This is a genomic window from Archangium primigenium (assembly GCF_016904885.1).
Classification (GTDB): Bacteria; Myxococcota; Myxococcia; order Myxococcales; family Myxococcaceae; genus Cystobacter; species Cystobacter primigenius.
On the sequence record NZ_JADWYI010000001.1, the window covers coordinates 3,847,475 to 3,862,638 of the forward strand.

Consider the following 15,164-nt stretch of genomic DNA (forward strand, 5'->3'; position numbering starts at 1 on the left):
TGCGCGTCAGGTGGGCTCGTACCGGCTGATCTCCACCCCGCTGCCCACGGGCAACAGGACGCTCGTCATCCCGGGCGTGGCGCGCACGGCCCGTCCATAGCGCTTCACTTCCTCGCCACCGGGCCGGAGCATGTTGTCGGCGACGATGATCGCCCCCGGGTTGAGCTTCGGAAGGAAGGCCTCGAGGCACGGCACGTACAGGTCCTTCCAGAGATCGAGCAGCACGAAGTCGAGCGTGAAGGGCAGGGCGGCGATGAGCTGGAGCGCGTCGCCGACCTGGAAGTCGATGTGCTCGGCCAGCCCCGCCTTCGTGGCCATCTCGCGCGCATGGGCCGACTTGTAGTCCTGGAGCTCCAGCGTGGTCAGCCGGCCACCGCTGGCCCGCGCGGCCTCCGCCAGCCAGATGCCCGAGTAGCCGTAGGACGTGCCGATCTCCAGGATCCGCGGGGCCTGGAGGCTGCGCGCGAGGATGTTGATCAATTGGCCCGTCTCCGGCCCGACGGCGAGCAACACCTGATCCAGCCAGCCGCGCGAGCCGTCCGGGGGGGCCGCGTGCCAGCGCCGGTCCTCCTCGCGCATGCGCTCGTGGTAGGCGTCGAGCACCGCCGTGATCTTCTCGTCCATGGTCGCTCCTCCTGTCGTGGGCTGGGGAGTTAACCGCGTGCCCACGGCCTCGCGGGCTTTTAAGTCGGTTGACTTCATCAGTCGGTCGACTTAATTGTAGGGCGTTCGTTCCGCTCGTAGGCCTGGAGGCGCCCCATGACCACCGCCGCGCTCGATCCCGCGACCCTGAAGCTGCCCGAGAACGCTTCCCTGCTCACCCGCCTGCATCTGGCCACGCGCATCCTGCGGGTGATCAAGGGCAACGAGGGCAACCCCGTCTACGGCCAGACGATCAACCTCTGCCTGGACCAGGGCGTCTACGCCACGCTCGTCGAGCGCCTGCGGGGCAGCGAGGACGGGCGCCGCCTGCTGTCCGAGCGCCCCTCGCTGGAGGCGGGTGATGTGGACCTGGACGCGCTCGCGCGGCTGCCCGAGGGCACGCTCGGCCACGAGTTGGTGCGCTACTACCGCGACAACGAGATCTCCCCCTTCCAGACGACGCTCGAGCTCAAGAGCGACCTGGACTACATCGGCAAGCGCTACCGCGAGACGCACGACGTGCTGCACCTGCTGACGGGCTACGGCACGGACGTGGTGGGGGAGATGGAGCTGCAGGCCTATGCCCTGGGCAACCTGGGCATCCACACCGCGCGGCTCATCCTGGCGTTGGGCACGCTCGGTCAACTCAAGACGCCGCAGACGGGCGTCACGCGGTCCGAGTACCTGCGACGGGTGCGCGACGCCTATCGACGGGGCCGCGCGTCCCGCCTGTTCCTGGACGTCTGGTTCGAGCACTTCTGGGAGCAGCCCGTGACGGCGCTGCGCGAGCGGTGGCTCGCGCCCGCGGAGCGGATGAACTGACGGCGTTCATCCGCTCGCCCAGGGCCGCGTCGCCTCAGCGCGGCGTGACCTTGAGCAGCTTGCCGTTGGTGTCGTCGGTGAGCAGGTAGAGCGCGCCCTCGGGGCCCTGGACCACCTCGCGGATGCGGGCGTTGCGCTCCGTGAGCAGCCGCTCCTCGCCCACCACCAGGTCATTGCGCACCATGAGCCGCACCAGCGCCTTGCTGGACAGGCCGCCGATGAAGACGTCGTTGCGCCACTCGGGGAAGAGCGTCCCGCTGTAGATGGTCATGCCCGAGGGGGAGATGACCGGATCCCAGTAGTACACGGGCTGCTCCATGCCCGCGCCCTGGGTGGTGTCGTGGATGGGCGCGCCCGAGTACTCCTCGCCGTAGCCGATGGTGGGCCAGCCGTAGTCCTTGCCCGCCTCGGGACGGTTGAGCTCGTCACCGCCCTTGGGGCCCATCTCCACCGTCCACAGCCGGTTCTGGCCGTCGAGCGCCGCCGACAGGATGTTGCGGTGGCCCACCGACCAGATCTCCGGCTTGGCGTCCGGGGTGTTCAGGTAGGGGTTGTCCTGGGGCACCGAGCCATCCGGGTTGATGCGGACCACCTTGCCGAAGTGGCTCTTCACGTCGCGCGCCTGCACGCGGCCCTCCAGGATGGAGCGCTCGCCGAGCGTGACGAAGAGCTTGCCGTCGGGGGTGAACACGAGCCGGCCGCCCGCGTGCAGCGTGGACTCGAGCGTGGGCATCATGCGGAAGATGACCTGCAGGTTCTCCACGCGCGGCTGGGCCCCGTCCACGAGCTTCGCGCGCGCCACGGCCAGGCCGTTACCGCCCTCGCGGGGCTCGTAGTAGGTCCAGTAGATGAGGCCGCTCTGGGCGTAGTCGGGGCCCACTTCCACGTCGAGCAGACCGCCCTGGTTGCGGCCGTCCACGACGGGCAGGCCCTCGATGGCGGGGGACTTCGCGCCCTGGGGCGTGACGATGTAGAGCTTGCCGGTGGGCTTCTCGGTCACCAGCATGCGCTGGTCCGGCAGGAAGGCGATGGCCCAGGGGTTCCTGAAGCCCGAGGCGATCTCGGTGACCTGCAGGGCCGTCTGGGTGTGGATCTCCGGGGCCCGCGTCTGCTGGGGGAAGGCCGGCTGGAACTCGGGCACGTTGGGCGGGCCCGTCTGGACCGGAGGCCCGCTGGGCAAGGGCTGCTCGGGCGCCGGCGGCGTGCTCTCCGGCGGCGTGCTCTCCGGCGGGTTGGGCGTCTTGCCGCTGCAGCCCGACACGAGCGCGGCGAGAACGAGGGTCATCGACAAAGTGCGCATGGAACGCTCTCCAGAGGGGGGGTGAAGGTCCTGCCCGGAGCGGTGGAACGGTGACGATCCGGCGCCCCGGCGGGAGCGGCGGAGGTTGCTCCTTGCTGAACCAATAACCAAGCGGCGAGTGCACCGCTGGCCCTCCATCTGTCGGATGTCCCGCGGGGAGAAGTCCGCTGGGAATGAAGATGTCCCGTGAGGCTTGTCGGGCGGACGACTGCTTTCTCGGGAATCAAGCAAGGAATTCCGAGATGAGCGAATTGACCCGTTCCGGGCACTGCCGGTTCGACCAATGCCCCGCGCCCTCGATGAGCTCGTACCGGGCCCCCGGAATCCGTTGGGCCGCCGCCCGGGACTGCTCGGGCCGCACGCCCACGTCCTCGCTGCCCTGGATGAAGAGGGTCGGACAGCGGATGTCTGCGAGGCGGGGACGGAGGTCCACGTTCATCCGGCCCCAGCCGATGGAGTGGTTCTGCCAGTCAGACGCGCCGGCGCCCTTGCGCAGCACGTCGGCGTGGTACTCGTCGACGATGGCGTCGAAGTCGTCGACGGGCCCGGCGAAGAGCGCGGTGCGGGCGAGCCAGGCGCACGCGGCGCGACTGCGAAACAGCAGGGAGGGCAGGGTGGTGCCGAGCAGTCGGCTCCGCGCCATGAGCCACAGGGCCTGATGCACGACGGGTGGAAACGAGAGGATGCCCGCGGGCGCCAGCACCACGAGCCGCGCTACCCGCTCGGGCCGCTCGATCGCATAGGCGAGGCCGAGCGCGCCTCCCTGTGAGAGCCCGACGAGACTCGTCCGGTCGAGGCCGAAATGATCGAGCACGGTGGTGATGACCTCGAGCATCCGGGGATGGTCGACGATGCCTGTCCACGGAACGCTGCCGCCCTGCTTCGGCCAGTCCAGCGCGAAGACCCGGTGCCGCTCGGCGAGCACGGGAATCGCGCGCCGCCAGCTCAGGGAGGCATTGTCATTGCCCGCGCCGCTCAGCAGCAGCACCGGGGTGCCGTGGTCCCCCCGCCGGATGACACGCAAGCTTCCCTCCGGCTGGGGGATGCGGATGCTCTCACCAAGGTCGGCCGCGGGATCATTCATGACGCCATCGTAGGACATCGGACCCTCCACCTCCTGGAGTGGCCGTCCGCCCGGCGCTCGTCATGTCATGCTGCCGCATCGCCTCGCTGTCTGGAGTGGAGCGTCACCATGACCGTGCTTGTCACCGAAGAGACCGAGGGCCCTGTCCGCAAACTGGGCCTGAACCGCCCCGAGAAGCGCAACGCGATGAACATCGCGTTCATCGAGCAGCTCTCGGCGGCCTTCGCCCGGGTGGAGGAGGACGCGGCCATTCGGGCCACGGTGCTCTTCGCGCACGGCCCCATGTTCACCGCGGGCCTGGACCTCATGGATGTGTTGCCCCGTCTCGGGGATGCCGACACCCTCTTTCGTTCCTCGGGGGTGGACCCCTGGGGGACGCATGGGCCCGCGCGCACCAAGCCGTTGATCGTCGCGGTGCACGGCAAGTGCCTCACGCTCGGCATCGAGCTGATGCTCGCGGGGGACATCACCGTCGCCTCCGAGGACGCCACCTTCGAGCAGATCGAGATCGATCGCGGCATCTTCCCCTTCGGTGGAGGCACCGCGCGCTGGGTCCAGACGATGGGGTGGGGCAACGCGATGCAGTACCTCCTCACCGGCGAGGCGCTCGACGCCCGCGAGGCGCATCGGTTGGGCCTCGTGCAGCGGGTCGTGGCCCGGGACGCGCTCCTGGAGACCGCGATGGGTCTCGCCAGACGCATCGCAGCGAAGCCGCCCCTCGCCATCAAGGCCACGCTCGAGAGCGCGCGGACCGCCGTGCTGGAGGGCGAGCGGGCCGCGGCGGAGAAGCTGCTGCCCGCCATCACGCGGCTGGCCATGACGGAGGACGCCCGCGAGGCCCTTCAGGCCTTCCTGGAGCGCAGGCCCGCCACCTTCCACGGGCGCTAGGTTCCAGGGTCGGGGAGGCCGCCAAAGCGGTGCGCGAGCAGCCCCGACATCGAAGCTGTGGCAGAAGGACACGTGGCCCCGCGCATCGCCGTAGATGAACTCGGTGGAGCCACCGCCGGTGTCCATCACCACGAGGGGCCCCGAGGCGTTTCCTCCGAAATCCGCCTGGGCCGAGGCGAAACACAGCCGCGCCTCCAGGTCTCCGGAGCGCAGGTCCACGGGGACGCCGGCGCGCTGTCGGGCGGTGGCGAGGAAGTCCGCGCCATTGTCCGCGTCGCGCACCGCTCTGGTGGCGGACACGGCGAGCGCCTCCACACCCAGGCTCCGGGCCTCGGCGACGAAGGTGGAGAGCACCTCGAGGGTGTCCTTCATGCCCTCGGGTGACAGGCGACGGGTCCGATCCACGCCCCGGCCCAGGCGGGTGATCTCCGCGCGCTCGAGAACGGCCTGGAAGCGGCCCTCCCGTTGCCGCTCCGCGGCGAGCAGGAGGACCGCGTTGGTGCCGATGTCGATGGCGGCGTAGCGAGGCATGGGCGAAGCCTAGCAATCCGCGCCGCGCGATGTCTGTATTTGTCTCACGAACCAACATGACGTGGGAGGGGCCCGCACAGGCGATCACATCCATCAGCTCGGGTAATTCAAGTCATAGGTGTTCTCCATGGTTTCATTCGTTCAGCCAGACATGCCCGACAGGAATTGTCGAATGCCGTGTGTCTGGCTGCTTTTCCACTGGCTATTCCAATGGAATTGCTTTTATTCTGTTTGAGTTCACCGCAGCCCCCATCCCCCCCGGAGAACACACACACACATGCAACACATTCAATCCGTCGCGGCCGGACTGTTGGCGTTGTTGGGTAGCGTGGCGAGTGCCAGTGAGTTGCCCGTCGTCAAGGAAGCCGAGGCCTCCTGGCGCGGCTGTGCCTACAAGCTCAAGGTGCTGGATGACTCCGCCGCGGGCTCGCAGTCCACGTATCCGATCGGGCCCCCCTGGCAGACGAGCGGCAAGTACCAGATCACCCTCCAGATCGTGTCTGGCATGCGCTCGCTGTGCCGGATTCAGCCGCGGACCGTCGAGCTGAGCAAGGCGTTCGAGGTTCCGGACCTCGCGATCACGGTCAATGACGCGGGGCTCGCGGTGGCCTACTCCCGGGGCGCCTACCACCCGTGGACGGGCTACCTCCGGGTCATCGAGATCAAGCAGTTCGATCCGGTCGACCTGTCCACGCTGAAGGCCACCGACCTCTACGCCCGCTATGGCCAGAACCCGGATGCCTCGGACTACGCTCCCGGCCGGCTCTCGCTGTCCGAGGTGACCATCCACTCGACGTCCCTCGAGGTGCGGGGCGGGGTGGAAGGCACCCTGATCTGGGGGGGCGGCACGACGCGGACGGGCTCGGGCTCCCAGTTCATCGCGGGCTACCTCGACTTCTTCGGCCAGCCCCAGCAGCCCCCGAGCATCGTCATCTACTGACGTCCTGTCACGGGCGTGGGCTCAACCCGCCACGGAGTGGGCCCAGGTCTTGAAGTCGGTCAAGGGCAGTCCCAGGCTCCGCGCCTGCTCTGGCGTCGCGGGGCTGCCCACCTCGTTGAGCTGTTGGTAGTTCTTCACGAACGCGGGCGGCATGCCCTGGGCGAGGGCCTCCTCGGGCGTGATGTCTGGCGCCTCGGGCGAGACGTTCCAGGCCTCACCGAGGATCCGGGCGATGTCCGTCATCGTCAGCCGCTCCCCCGCGAGCTCGAGCTCCACCCGGTGGAACTTCTCCGGCGCGAGGAGCGCCGCGGCCCCCGCCTCGCCGATGTCCTTCACCGCGATCAAGGCGATCACCGTCTGGGGTTTGAGCACCGTCATCAGGCGGTCCCCCGTCCCGTGGGCGAACAGGGCCGAGGGCCGCACGAAGTTCTCCATGAAGAAGGCGGGCTTGAGCACGGTCCAGGACCGGAAGCCGGCGTCGCGCACGAGCGCCTCGATGGAGGCCTTGCTCTCCCAGTAGTGGACGTCCCACCGGCCCTCCTTCCAACCCGGGGCATTGCGCTGGAAGTCCCCCGCGCCCGAGACGGACGTGTGGACGAACTGCGGCACCCCGGCCTCCTTCGCCGCCCGCACCAGATTCGCGCCCATCACCCGCTCGGCATCCGTCCCCACGGTCTCGAGCGTGAGCGGGGGCATGGAGAACACCGCCCGGACGCCAGCGCAGGCCTCGCGCAGGGAGGCCGTGTCCTGGAGATCGCCTCGGACGAGCTCCGCGCCCAGGGCCTTCAGGGCCTGGGCGCCCGGGGAGTGGGGGTCTCGCACCAACGCGCGCACCGCCTGGCCGCGCGCGAGCAACGCCCGCGCCACGGCCCCCCCTTGCTTGCCCGTCGCTCCCACCACCAACACCGGCGTCGACTCGATCTGATTCGTCATGGGTCCTCCCTGGATTCGCCCAATATCTTCCAACTGGAAGATTTATTTCAACTGGAAGATTTTCGCGCAGGGGCCAGACATCCGTTCCGCCGCTAGACTCCGGCCGAGGAGGAGAACCCGAATGAAGCTGTTGGTGATTGGGGCGACCCGAGGCACGGGCAAGCATGTCGTCGATCAGGCGCTCGAGCGCGGGCACGAGGTGACGGTGCTCGTCAGGGATCCCGCGAAGCTCCAGGCTTCGCCGAAGCTCCGTGTCGTCCAGGGAGACGGGCGCAACCTCGCGGATGTGGAGAAGGCCGTGCAGGGACAGGACGCGGTCATCACCTGCATTGGCGCCTCGCAGTTGAAGACCGCCGAGTTCCTGGTCTCCACGTCCGCCCGCCCACTGGTCGAGGCGATGACGAAGCACGGGGTGAAGCGCCTGCTGTTGCTGTCCACGGCGGGGGCGGGGGACAGCGCGGGCATGATGAAGTGGGTGTTCCCCCTCATCCGGCTGCTCGCCCGACCGGTGTACCAGACGATCTTCGAGGACAAGGACCGCGCCGAGGCGATCATCTCGGCCACCGGGCTCGACTGGACGTTGGTGCGGCCTCCCCGCCTCACGGACGAGCCGCGAGTGGGGCGCTACCAGACCAAGCCGAGCCAGGGCGGAGGCGGCTTCGCGAAGATCAGCCGCGCGGACCTCGCCACCTTCATGATCGACGAGGCGGAGAAGGGCCAGTGGATCCGCGGCGCGCCCTTCGTCTGGACCTGAAGTTTCGCCGCCGCCCACACAGGCAGAGGTGGAGCGGCGTCATTGCCCCGCACATGACATCCAAGGTAGTCTGCGAGAGCAGGGCTCCTTGGGTCATCTTGTGTTGACCCATGAATGGGAGGGGTGAGGACATGCGTGACACTGTGCGTTGGAATGGCGGCAAGCTGGGGCCCTATCACGTGGGCCGACGCTACCGTCATCTCCCCTCGCGAGACCGCCTCTATGAGGGCCACAACACCGAGACGGGTGCCCCAGCGCTCCTGATGGTTCCCGACAAGCTCGATGATTGGAATCAACGCCTGGACTGGACCGTGCGCATCGTCAGCCGCGAGGCGTACCCGTTCATCGCCTTGGAGGTCGAGGGCGCCCCCTCCTTCGACGACCTGGCGCTCCAGGAATTGACGCTGATGGTGTACCGAATGAGCGGCGGACTGTCCCTCCTCGAGGACCGTCCCGACGTCCGACAGCACCTCATCCGCCGGTCCGTTCCCGTCAAGACGAAGACCAGGACGCAGCGGCATCTGCGCATGGGCGCGATGGCGGCCACCCTCGTCGTGTGTCTGTCGTCGTTCTGGTCTCACCGAGCCGAGACGCCGGAAGCGTCACTGGCGCGTGAAGCCGTGAACTATTCCGACGTGGAAGACACTCTGTTTTCCGCCATTGGCTACGCCATGCCGGAGAAGCCCTTCGACGAGCAGAAACGGCCTCCCTGCATTCCGGTCACTGAAACGGAGCTCCGGGGCGGATGCTGGGTGCAGATGAAGCACGACGCACCGTGCCCACCCAGCTCCGCTGAGTACGAGGGGCATTGCTACATGCCGTCCAAGCGGAAGACCCCCAAGCCCAATGTCATCCACCCTTGAGACAACACTCCGTGGGGATGTTTGGGAGAGGGTTAGGCTGTCCCCATATGGAAGCCCGATTCAATTGCGGCCTACATCTGGGTCACCAACGTTTGTTTTGGCGTCCTCTCGGTGCTCATGCCCGACCAGCTCCTCGACCCCTCGCCGCTCGCGCGGGCGGTGACGGGGTACATCACGGCCTACTGGGCGTCGCGCGTGCTCGTGCAGTTCTTCCATTTCGACCGTTCGGCGGCTCCGCCGGGCGCCTTCTCCACGCTGGCCGAGGTGGCACTCGTCGGCCTCTTCATCTCCCTGACCGCCATCTACGGCTGCGCGGCGATGGCCTGAGGCACACGATGTCCGCGTACATCCCGTCCGAAGCGTGGGTCCTCTGGGTCCTCGGAGCCCTCCTGCTCTGCGTCCTCGTCGCGGGGCATGCGCTCGCGTGGAGCGGGCCCCTCCGCCTCGTGCGCGGGGGGGCGTGGACGATCCTCGTGCTGGGGACGTGGAGCGTGGAACGGCTGACCGCCCGGGAACCTCCCGGGGTCCGCATGCTCGCGCTCATCCTGTTCGCGCTGCTCGTCATGAAGGTCATCGTCGTGGTGGAGGAGCGGGCGCGCGGCATGGTGCCCCTGACCTTCCGGGCCTGGCTGGGGTTCGCCGGGGCCTGGCTGGGAATGAGACCTCGCCTGTTCGTGTCCGCGGAGGCCGGGCCCTTGCGCGGAGCGGGCGCGCTCATTCGCCAGGGCGCCCTGTACGCGCTCCTGGGCGCGGTCCTGGTGGGCCTCGCGCGGGTGACGTGGGGGGAGACCGGGTCGCGGTGGCTCGCCTCCCTGTGGCTCCTTCCCGGGCTCAGCCTGCTCATCCATTTCGGCCTGTGCAACGTCCTCTCGGGGGCGTGGCGGCTGCGGGGCGTCGCCTGTGACCCCCTGTTCCGGGCCCCCCTGCTGTGCCAGAACCTGGGCGATTTCTGGTCACGCCGCTGGAACCTGGCGTTCTCCGAGATGACGGTGATCGCGGTGTACCGCCCCCTCGTCGCGCGTCTGGGGCGCGGCCCCGCGCTCCTGGGGGGGTTCGCCTTGTCCGGGCTGCTGCACGAGATGGCGCTCAGCGTGCCCGTGCGCGCGGGCCTCGGCCTTCCCTTTCTCTACTTCCTCCTCCACGGAGGGCTCGTGCTGCTCGAGCGAGGACTCGCGACCCGGGGCCACGTCCTGAAGGGTTGGACGGGACGGGCGTGGGCCTGGTTCTGGCTGGCCGCGCCCCTCCCGCTCTTGTTCCACCCCCCGTTCCTGGCGGGGGTGGTCTGGCCCCTGATTGGGATGGCCCCGGGCCCGTGAGGCGGACGGGTTCGCCTACCGGAACGCGCTCAGGTCGATGGCCTGGGCCATGGCCTCGTAGCCCACGTCGTTGGGATGGAGGTGGTCACCGCTGTCGTACTCCGCGCGCAGTCGGAGCGGGTCGGCCGGGTCGCGCGTGGCCGCCTCGAAGTCGATGATGCCCTGGGCCCGGGCCGTGTTGGCGCGAATCCAGGCATTCACCGCCTGCCGTTTGGCCTCGGTCTCCTCGCTGAAATACGGGGCGGCCGTTCCCTTGAACGGGAGCAGGGTGCCCAGGAACACCTTGACGCCGCGCGCCTTCGCCTGGTCCACCATCGTCTGGAGGCCGGCGGTGATGTCGTTGGCCGTCACCGCCTGCGCCGGCACGAAGCCGCCGAAGCCGATGTCGTTGATGCCGATCAGGATGAGGGCGTGGGTGACCCCCGTCGTGCCCAGCACATCCCGCTCGAAGCGATCCACGCCCTTGGGCCCGATGGTGGCGTTGAGCACCCGGTTGCCCCCAATGCCCTGATTGACCACGCTGAACCCCTCGAGCGCCGGGTCGGCCGCGACGCGACGCGAGAGGAAGTCCGGGTAGCGGTGGGCCGCGTCCACGGTCGACGCCGCGCCATCCGTGATGGAGTCCCCGAAGGCGACGATGACGCCGCGCGCCTCGGCGGAGCTCACGTCGATGCCGGTCACCCAGGAGTAGGACGGCTGCGTCTCCGTGGGGGTGAAGGTCGCGGCGCCCAGGGCGTTTCCGGACACGATCGCGTTGGTCTGCTGACCCTGCGAGTGCTCGGTCGCCGCGGGGGTCGCTTGAGGCACGTACACCGTGACCGCCACGTCCGTCTGGGCGGGGAGGGAGAAGGGCGCCTCGTCGCTCCAGGACTCCTGCCCGGCGGAGACGGTCACGGACGCCTGCCCGTTGAAGCGCAGGGCGGTATCCGTGGAGGCCTCGATGGACGCGCCGCCGGTGCTCCGGGCGATGTGCACACCGCCGAGGGTGAGGGGCGTGGCGCCGAAGAGGTTCGACACCCGCACCCGGACCTTGTCCCCGCCGGCCGAGACCCGCATCACATGGCGGATGGATTGATCCTGGAAGGAGCGCGGAGTCGGCGGCGGAAACCCTTCAATCGGAACGCGTTCGTTGTAGTCCTGCGGCGCGGCCGTCCAGGTGGCCTGCGATTTCCGCGCGTCGTCGGCGTCGTCGGCGTCGTCGCAGGCGCCCAGGCAGGCGGCGAGGCACGCGACGGCCACGACGCTGAAGAAGCGTCGAGGCGAGACGTTTGTCGGGGGGGTGTTTCGCATGAAGGATTCTCCTCGGGAGCGGACCGCGTGAGTGGCCTGGATCAGGGTACTACGCACGGCTGTCGCCTCTCGGACCTCCCGCGGGGGCCGAGGCTTGATGGGTGCTTCGTGGTGGATATCATTTACGACGTAAAGTCTCCCCGAGGCACACTTCCCGACGCACCCCCCGATGAGCGAAGGAGGACGACATGTCAGCGAGTGACATCCATTCCAGAGAGTCGGCATCCACCGAGGCCTCGCCCCCAGGCCCGGTCTCCATTCCCATGGACCCGCACGTCTCCCCCGAGGACTACGCGAGGATGCGCGAGCAGGGCCGCGTCGCCCGGGTGTCCTTCGTGCTCGGGGACAAGACGGGCGTGGCGCCGGAGTCGGACATCCGCGACTTCCTGAAGCAGGAGCACCTCTTCGTCTCGCGCTACGACGACGTGGTCGCCGCCCTGCTCGACTCCCGCATCTCCTCCGATCCCCGCACCGCGATGACGCCGGAGCAGCAGAAGAAGCTGCCCCAGGTTCCCGAGGAGATGCGGCCCATCGCCCGGAGCCTGCTCAGCCTGGATCCGCCGGATCACACGCGGCTGCGCAAGCTCATCCAGCCGAGCTTCACGCCGCGCGCGATGGAGGCGCTGCGGTCGCGCATCCAGCGGATCGCGGAGGACCTCGTGGACGCCGCCGAGCGCGCGGCGGCCGAGCGCGGCGAGACCGGGCCCGAGCGGCACATGGATCTCATCGCGGAGTTCGCCTATCCGCTGCCGGTCAAGGTCATCTCGGACATGCTCGGCATTCCGCCCGAGGACCGGGACCTGGTGAAGGCATGGACGGAGAACCTCGTCCGGAACAACAACGGCCGGGGGATGATGGATCCGGAGAACCGGGCGAAGATCCGGGAGTTCACCGACTACCTGCGCAGGCTGTTCGCGGTCCGCCGCAAGCAGCCCGCGGACGACATGATCAGCCAGTTGCTGCGCATCGAGGAGGACGGCGACACGCTGAACGAGGAGGAGACGCTGTCCACGGTCTTCATCCTCTACCTCGCCGGGCACGTGACGACGGTGAACCTGATCGGCAACGGTGTCTTCGCGCTGCTCCACCACCCGGACCAGCTCGCGAAGTTCAAGGCGGACCCCGGTCTGGTCAAGGGCATGGTCGAGGAGACCCTGCGCTACTGGGGCCCGGTCGACTTCATCTCGCGGCGGATCGCCAAGGAAGACATGGAGCTGGCCGGGACGCACTTCTCCAAGGGAGAGCCGATGATGTTCGGTCTGGCGTCGGCCAACCGGGATCCCCAGCGCTTCTCCCATCCGGATGAATTCGACATCACCCGCCCGGACGCCGACAAGCACGTCGCGTTCGGCAAGGGCATCCACATCTGCATCGGCGCCCCCCTGGCGCGCATGGAGGGACAGATCGCCTTCGAGACGCTGTTCCGGCGCCTGCCGGCGTTGCGGCTCGCCGTTCCCTCCGACGAGGTGCGCTGGAGCAACTCCTTCCTGCGCGGCTTCGCGAAGCTGCCCGTCCTGTTCTAGTCGCGGTGCTTCAGCCCGGGCGCAGGGTCTTCAAGGCCCCGCCCCAGGCGATGACCTGGTCCAGCAGGGAGTCGAGGGTCTTCTCGTGGTGCGCGGCGGGCGTGAAGGTCTTGTAGTTCTCGAAATCGGTGCGCAGCGAGAGCGCGACCTGGGCGCGCACGGTGGCGACCTGGAGCTCGGCCATGATGAGCCGCAGTTGCTCCACCGCGCGCGTGCCCCCCGCGCTGCCGTAGCCCACGAACCCGGCCACCTTGTTGTTCCACTCCTTATACAGGTAGTCGAGCGCGTTCTTGAGCGCGCCCGACGTGCTGTGGTTGTACTCGGGGGTCACGAAGACATAGGCGTCGAAGGACTGGATCTTCGCGGACCAGGCCTTCGTGTGCGCGTGGGTGTACTGGCCTTGGGAGGGGGGAATCGGCTCGTCGAGCAGGGGGAGCGAGAAGTCCAGCAGGTCCACCAGCTCGAACTCGGCGTCCGTCCGCTTCCTGGAGCACTCGTGGACCCAGCGGGCAACCGCCTCCGCGTTCCGGCCCGGACGCGTGCTTCCCACGATGATGGCGACTCTGAGCATGACCGCTCCTTGAAGGGGGATGCGCTCTCTCACGCCCTCAACAGGCAGGGCACCTTCATGATTTCCGGGCACGCGGGTTGGGCGTGCCCGTCACGAGCTCGCCCCTCACGTGGGGGGTGCCGTCCTCGCCCCGCACCCGGTAGGCCACCGCGGCCTCCGAGCGCGGGGCTTTCTGGAACACCACCCGGGAGGGGAGCGGCAGGGGCCGCTTGAACTCCGACGTCAGGGTGAGGGCGGGGGCCCGCGCCCGGTCGCCCAGCTCCGCCACGCACCGGCTCACCGTCCACATGCCGTGGGCGATGGCACGGGAAAACCCGAAGGCCTTGGCCGAGAGTGCATGCAGGTGGATGGGATTGTAGTCCCCGGAGGCCCGCGCGTAGCGTCGGCCGGTGTCCTCGGCCACGCTCCAGGTCGTCGGGAAGCTGTCGCGAAAGGACGGGTCCTCCTCGTCCGTGGCCTCCCGGGGGCGCTCCTCCCGGGTGCGCTCGGCCGCTCCCGGCAGCCGCCGCAGCATGGTGGTGAGGCCCTTCCAGACCCGCCGCCCGTCCGCCTCCACCTCCGTGTGCAGGTCCAGCTCGCGGCCCTGGCGCACCTCCCGCTGGCCCTCCAGCCACACGCGGATGCTCAAGGGCTCGTGCTCCTCCAGGCGGCGCTCCTGCTGGATGTGGTTGCGCACGTGGATCATCCCGAGCAGCCGGTAGGGGAACTCGGGCCGGTTGAGCAGCGCCAGGTGCAAGGGCGCGGCGAGCACCTGGGGATAGGGCAGGGGAAGGAAGCCGTCCGCCTGGAAGCCACACTCCTCCCGGTAGCGGGCCAGGGCGTCTGGCCGGGCGCTCAGGCGCGGGACGTAGACGGCCAGGGAGGGCACCTCGCCGGGACGCGCGGGACGGCGGTCCACGGCGGCGCGAAGCAGCTCCGTGGCCAGGGAGGGGGCGGTGGCGAGTTGGAGGACGGAGGGAACGGAGGTCGTCATGGGATCCTCGGGAGGGGGAGGCCTCTGGAGTGCCTCCCCCGCTCGTGGGACCCAGACTACTTCAAGGACGGCGGGCGCTTCGCGGGGACGCAGCGCAGGAGCGTGGGCGCGCAGACGGTGGCGAAGTCGGGGTTGATGCTCCCGGCGCTCGCGCACAGGCTGTCGTCCGGCGCGCCGTCCTCGTTTCCGCACTCCACGTCCCCGGGCCACATGGCCCACACCTCGTACTGGGCGGTGCAGCCGTCCTCGGTGTACTCGAGGTCCGCGACCAGTTGGGTGCCGGGCGCCCGGGGAATGGCGAGCACCTGGACGTTGCTCCAGCGGTAGACGATGTCCTTGGCGGGCTGGAAGGGAATGTCATCCCCCGCGATGACCGCCGGCGCGTGCTTCTCCGCGACGGCCATCTCCGTGGCGGCGCAGAAGCCCTCGGCGTTGGACGCCTTGGGCAGCTTGCCGAGCGAGTAGGGCGCCCGCGAGGGATCCCGCCCGTCCAGGTCCTCGAGCGTCTGGGGCTTGATGGACAGCTGCTCGTCGTACGCGGGCGTGGTGAACTTCTGCACGCCGAGCATCTCCGCGGCCTTCACGGGACACGTGTTGCCGGGCTTGGGCTTGTAGACGGCGGACCACTCCAGGCTCTGCACCGGACAGCCGATGGGCGGCTGCTCCGAGTCACAGGACGCGCCGAGCACCAGGGCCAGTCCCCATCCAAGAATGTGTCGAGTCATGTGTGTCTG

Annotated in this window: 16 protein-coding genes and 1 pseudogene; 8 read left to right on the forward strand and 9 right to left on the reverse strand. The window is 68.9% G+C overall.

Annotated features, from left to right (window positions below):
- Nucleotides 1–6: 6 nt before the first annotated feature.
- Complete coding sequence (locus I3V78_RS15925) at nucleotides 7–624, reverse strand: O-methyltransferase (protein ID WP_204488838.1); 618 nt, start codon at nucleotides 622–624, stop codon at nucleotides 7–9.
- A 135-nt stretch (nucleotides 625–759) separates the two neighbouring features.
- On the opposite strand from I3V78_RS15925, the gene I3V78_RS15930 reads away from it, so the two are divergent.
- Nucleotides 760–1,464 (forward strand): Coq4 family protein, encoded by a 705-nt coding sequence (locus tag I3V78_RS15930; RefSeq protein WP_204488840.1) that lies wholly within the window; start codon nucleotides 760–762, stop codon nucleotides 1,462–1,464.
- Nucleotides 1,465–1,498: 34 nt separating this feature from the next.
- Here the strand turns inward: I3V78_RS15930 and I3V78_RS15935 are convergent, their stop codons facing one another.
- Both I3V78_RS15935 and I3V78_RS15940 read right to left on the reverse strand, forming a co-directional pair.
- On the reverse strand, nucleotides 1,499–2,764 hold the full coding sequence (locus I3V78_RS15935; RefSeq protein WP_204488842.1) for a PQQ-dependent sugar dehydrogenase: 1,266 nt from the start codon (nucleotides 2,762–2,764) through the stop codon (nucleotides 1,499–1,501).
- 223 nt (nucleotides 2,765–2,987) lie between these two features.
- Entirely contained in the window at nucleotides 2,988–3,866 is an 879-nt protein-coding gene (locus I3V78_RS15940; RefSeq protein ID WP_204488844.1) for an alpha/beta fold hydrolase, read from the reverse strand.
- A 90-nt stretch (nucleotides 3,867–3,956) separates the two neighbouring features.
- Between I3V78_RS15940 and I3V78_RS15945 the strand changes: the two genes are divergently transcribed.
- Nucleotides 3,957–4,736, forward strand: a complete 780-nt coding sequence (locus I3V78_RS15945; RefSeq protein ID WP_204488846.1) for a crotonase/enoyl-CoA hydratase family protein — start codon at nucleotides 3,957–3,959, stop codon at nucleotides 4,734–4,736.
- 45 nt (nucleotides 4,737–4,781) lie between these two features.
- On the opposite strand, the pseudogene I3V78_RS15950 reads toward I3V78_RS15945, so the two are convergent.
- Nucleotides 4,782–5,267 (reverse strand): annotated as a pseudogene (locus I3V78_RS15950) (Ppx/GppA phosphatase family protein); the annotation flags it as partial.
- 277 nt (nucleotides 5,268–5,544) lie between these two features.
- On the opposite strand from I3V78_RS15950, the gene I3V78_RS15955 reads away from it, so the two are divergent.
- Complete coding sequence (locus I3V78_RS15955; protein WP_204488849.1) at nucleotides 5,545–6,207, forward strand: hypothetical protein; 663 nt, start codon at nucleotides 5,545–5,547, stop codon at nucleotides 6,205–6,207.
- 21 nt (nucleotides 6,208–6,228) lie between these two features.
- Here the strand turns inward: I3V78_RS15955 and I3V78_RS15960 are convergent, their stop codons facing one another.
- Nucleotides 6,229–7,140 carry an NmrA/HSCARG family protein gene (locus I3V78_RS15960; RefSeq protein WP_204488851.1) on the reverse strand — a complete coding sequence of 304 codons (912 nt, stop codon included), beginning with the start codon at nucleotides 7,138–7,140 and terminating at the stop codon, nucleotides 6,229–6,231.
- A 121-nt stretch (nucleotides 7,141–7,261) separates the two neighbouring features.
- Between I3V78_RS15960 and I3V78_RS15965 the strand changes: the two genes are divergently transcribed.
- The 4 genes from I3V78_RS15965 to I3V78_RS15980 all read left to right on the forward strand — a co-directional run bounded on the left by I3V78_RS15965 (nucleotide 7,262) and on the right by I3V78_RS15980 (nucleotide 10,073).
- Nucleotides 7,262–7,894, forward strand: coding sequence for an NAD(P)-dependent oxidoreductase (locus I3V78_RS15965; protein WP_204488853.1), 633 nt, complete (start codon nucleotides 7,262–7,264; stop codon nucleotides 7,892–7,894).
- A gap of 131 nt (nucleotides 7,895–8,025) precedes the next feature.
- Complete coding sequence (locus I3V78_RS15970; protein ID WP_204488855.1) at nucleotides 8,026–8,757, forward strand: protein kinase; 732 nt, start codon at nucleotides 8,026–8,028, stop codon at nucleotides 8,755–8,757.
- A 117-nt stretch (nucleotides 8,758–8,874) separates the two neighbouring features.
- Complete coding sequence (locus I3V78_RS15975) at nucleotides 8,875–9,084, forward strand: hypothetical protein (RefSeq protein ID WP_204488857.1); 210 nt, start codon at nucleotides 8,875–8,877, stop codon at nucleotides 9,082–9,084.
- An 8-nt stretch (nucleotides 9,085–9,092) separates the two neighbouring features.
- Complete coding sequence (locus tag I3V78_RS15980) at nucleotides 9,093–10,073, forward strand: MBOAT family protein (protein ID WP_204488860.1); 981 nt, start codon at nucleotides 9,093–9,095, stop codon at nucleotides 10,071–10,073.
- A gap of 15 nt (nucleotides 10,074–10,088) precedes the next feature.
- Here the strand turns inward: I3V78_RS15980 and I3V78_RS15985 are convergent, their stop codons facing one another.
- Nucleotides 10,089–11,363: an SGNH/GDSL hydrolase family protein gene (locus I3V78_RS15985; protein WP_239576450.1), complete on the reverse strand. Its 1,275-nt coding sequence runs from the start codon at nucleotides 11,361–11,363 to the stop codon at nucleotides 10,089–10,091.
- Nucleotides 11,364–11,551: 188 nt separating this feature from the next.
- Here I3V78_RS15985 and I3V78_RS15990 point away from each other — a divergent pair, with 188 nt between their 5' ends.
- Nucleotides 11,552–12,886 (forward strand): cytochrome P450 family protein, encoded by a 1,335-nt coding sequence (locus I3V78_RS15990; RefSeq protein ID WP_204488862.1) that lies wholly within the window; start codon nucleotides 11,552–11,554, stop codon nucleotides 12,884–12,886.
- A 10-nt stretch (nucleotides 12,887–12,896) separates the two neighbouring features.
- On the opposite strand, the gene I3V78_RS15995 is transcribed toward I3V78_RS15990, so the two are convergent.
- From I3V78_RS15995 to I3V78_RS16005, 3 genes are read right to left on the reverse strand one after another with little or no spacing between them, the layout of a single operon-like run.
- Nucleotides 12,897–13,457: an NADPH-dependent FMN reductase gene (locus I3V78_RS15995; RefSeq protein ID WP_204488864.1), complete on the reverse strand. Its 561-nt coding sequence runs from the start codon at nucleotides 13,455–13,457 to the stop codon at nucleotides 12,897–12,899.
- Nucleotides 13,458–13,512: 55 nt separating this feature from the next.
- On the reverse strand, nucleotides 13,513–14,430 hold the full coding sequence (locus tag I3V78_RS16000) for a MaoC family dehydratase (protein WP_204488866.1): 918 nt from the start codon (nucleotides 14,428–14,430) through the stop codon (nucleotides 13,513–13,515).
- A 56-nt stretch (nucleotides 14,431–14,486) separates the two neighbouring features.
- Nucleotides 14,487–15,155, reverse strand: a complete 669-nt coding sequence (locus I3V78_RS16005) for a hypothetical protein (protein ID WP_204488869.1) — start codon at nucleotides 15,153–15,155, stop codon at nucleotides 14,487–14,489.
- Nucleotides 15,156–15,164: the final 9 nt, after the last annotated feature.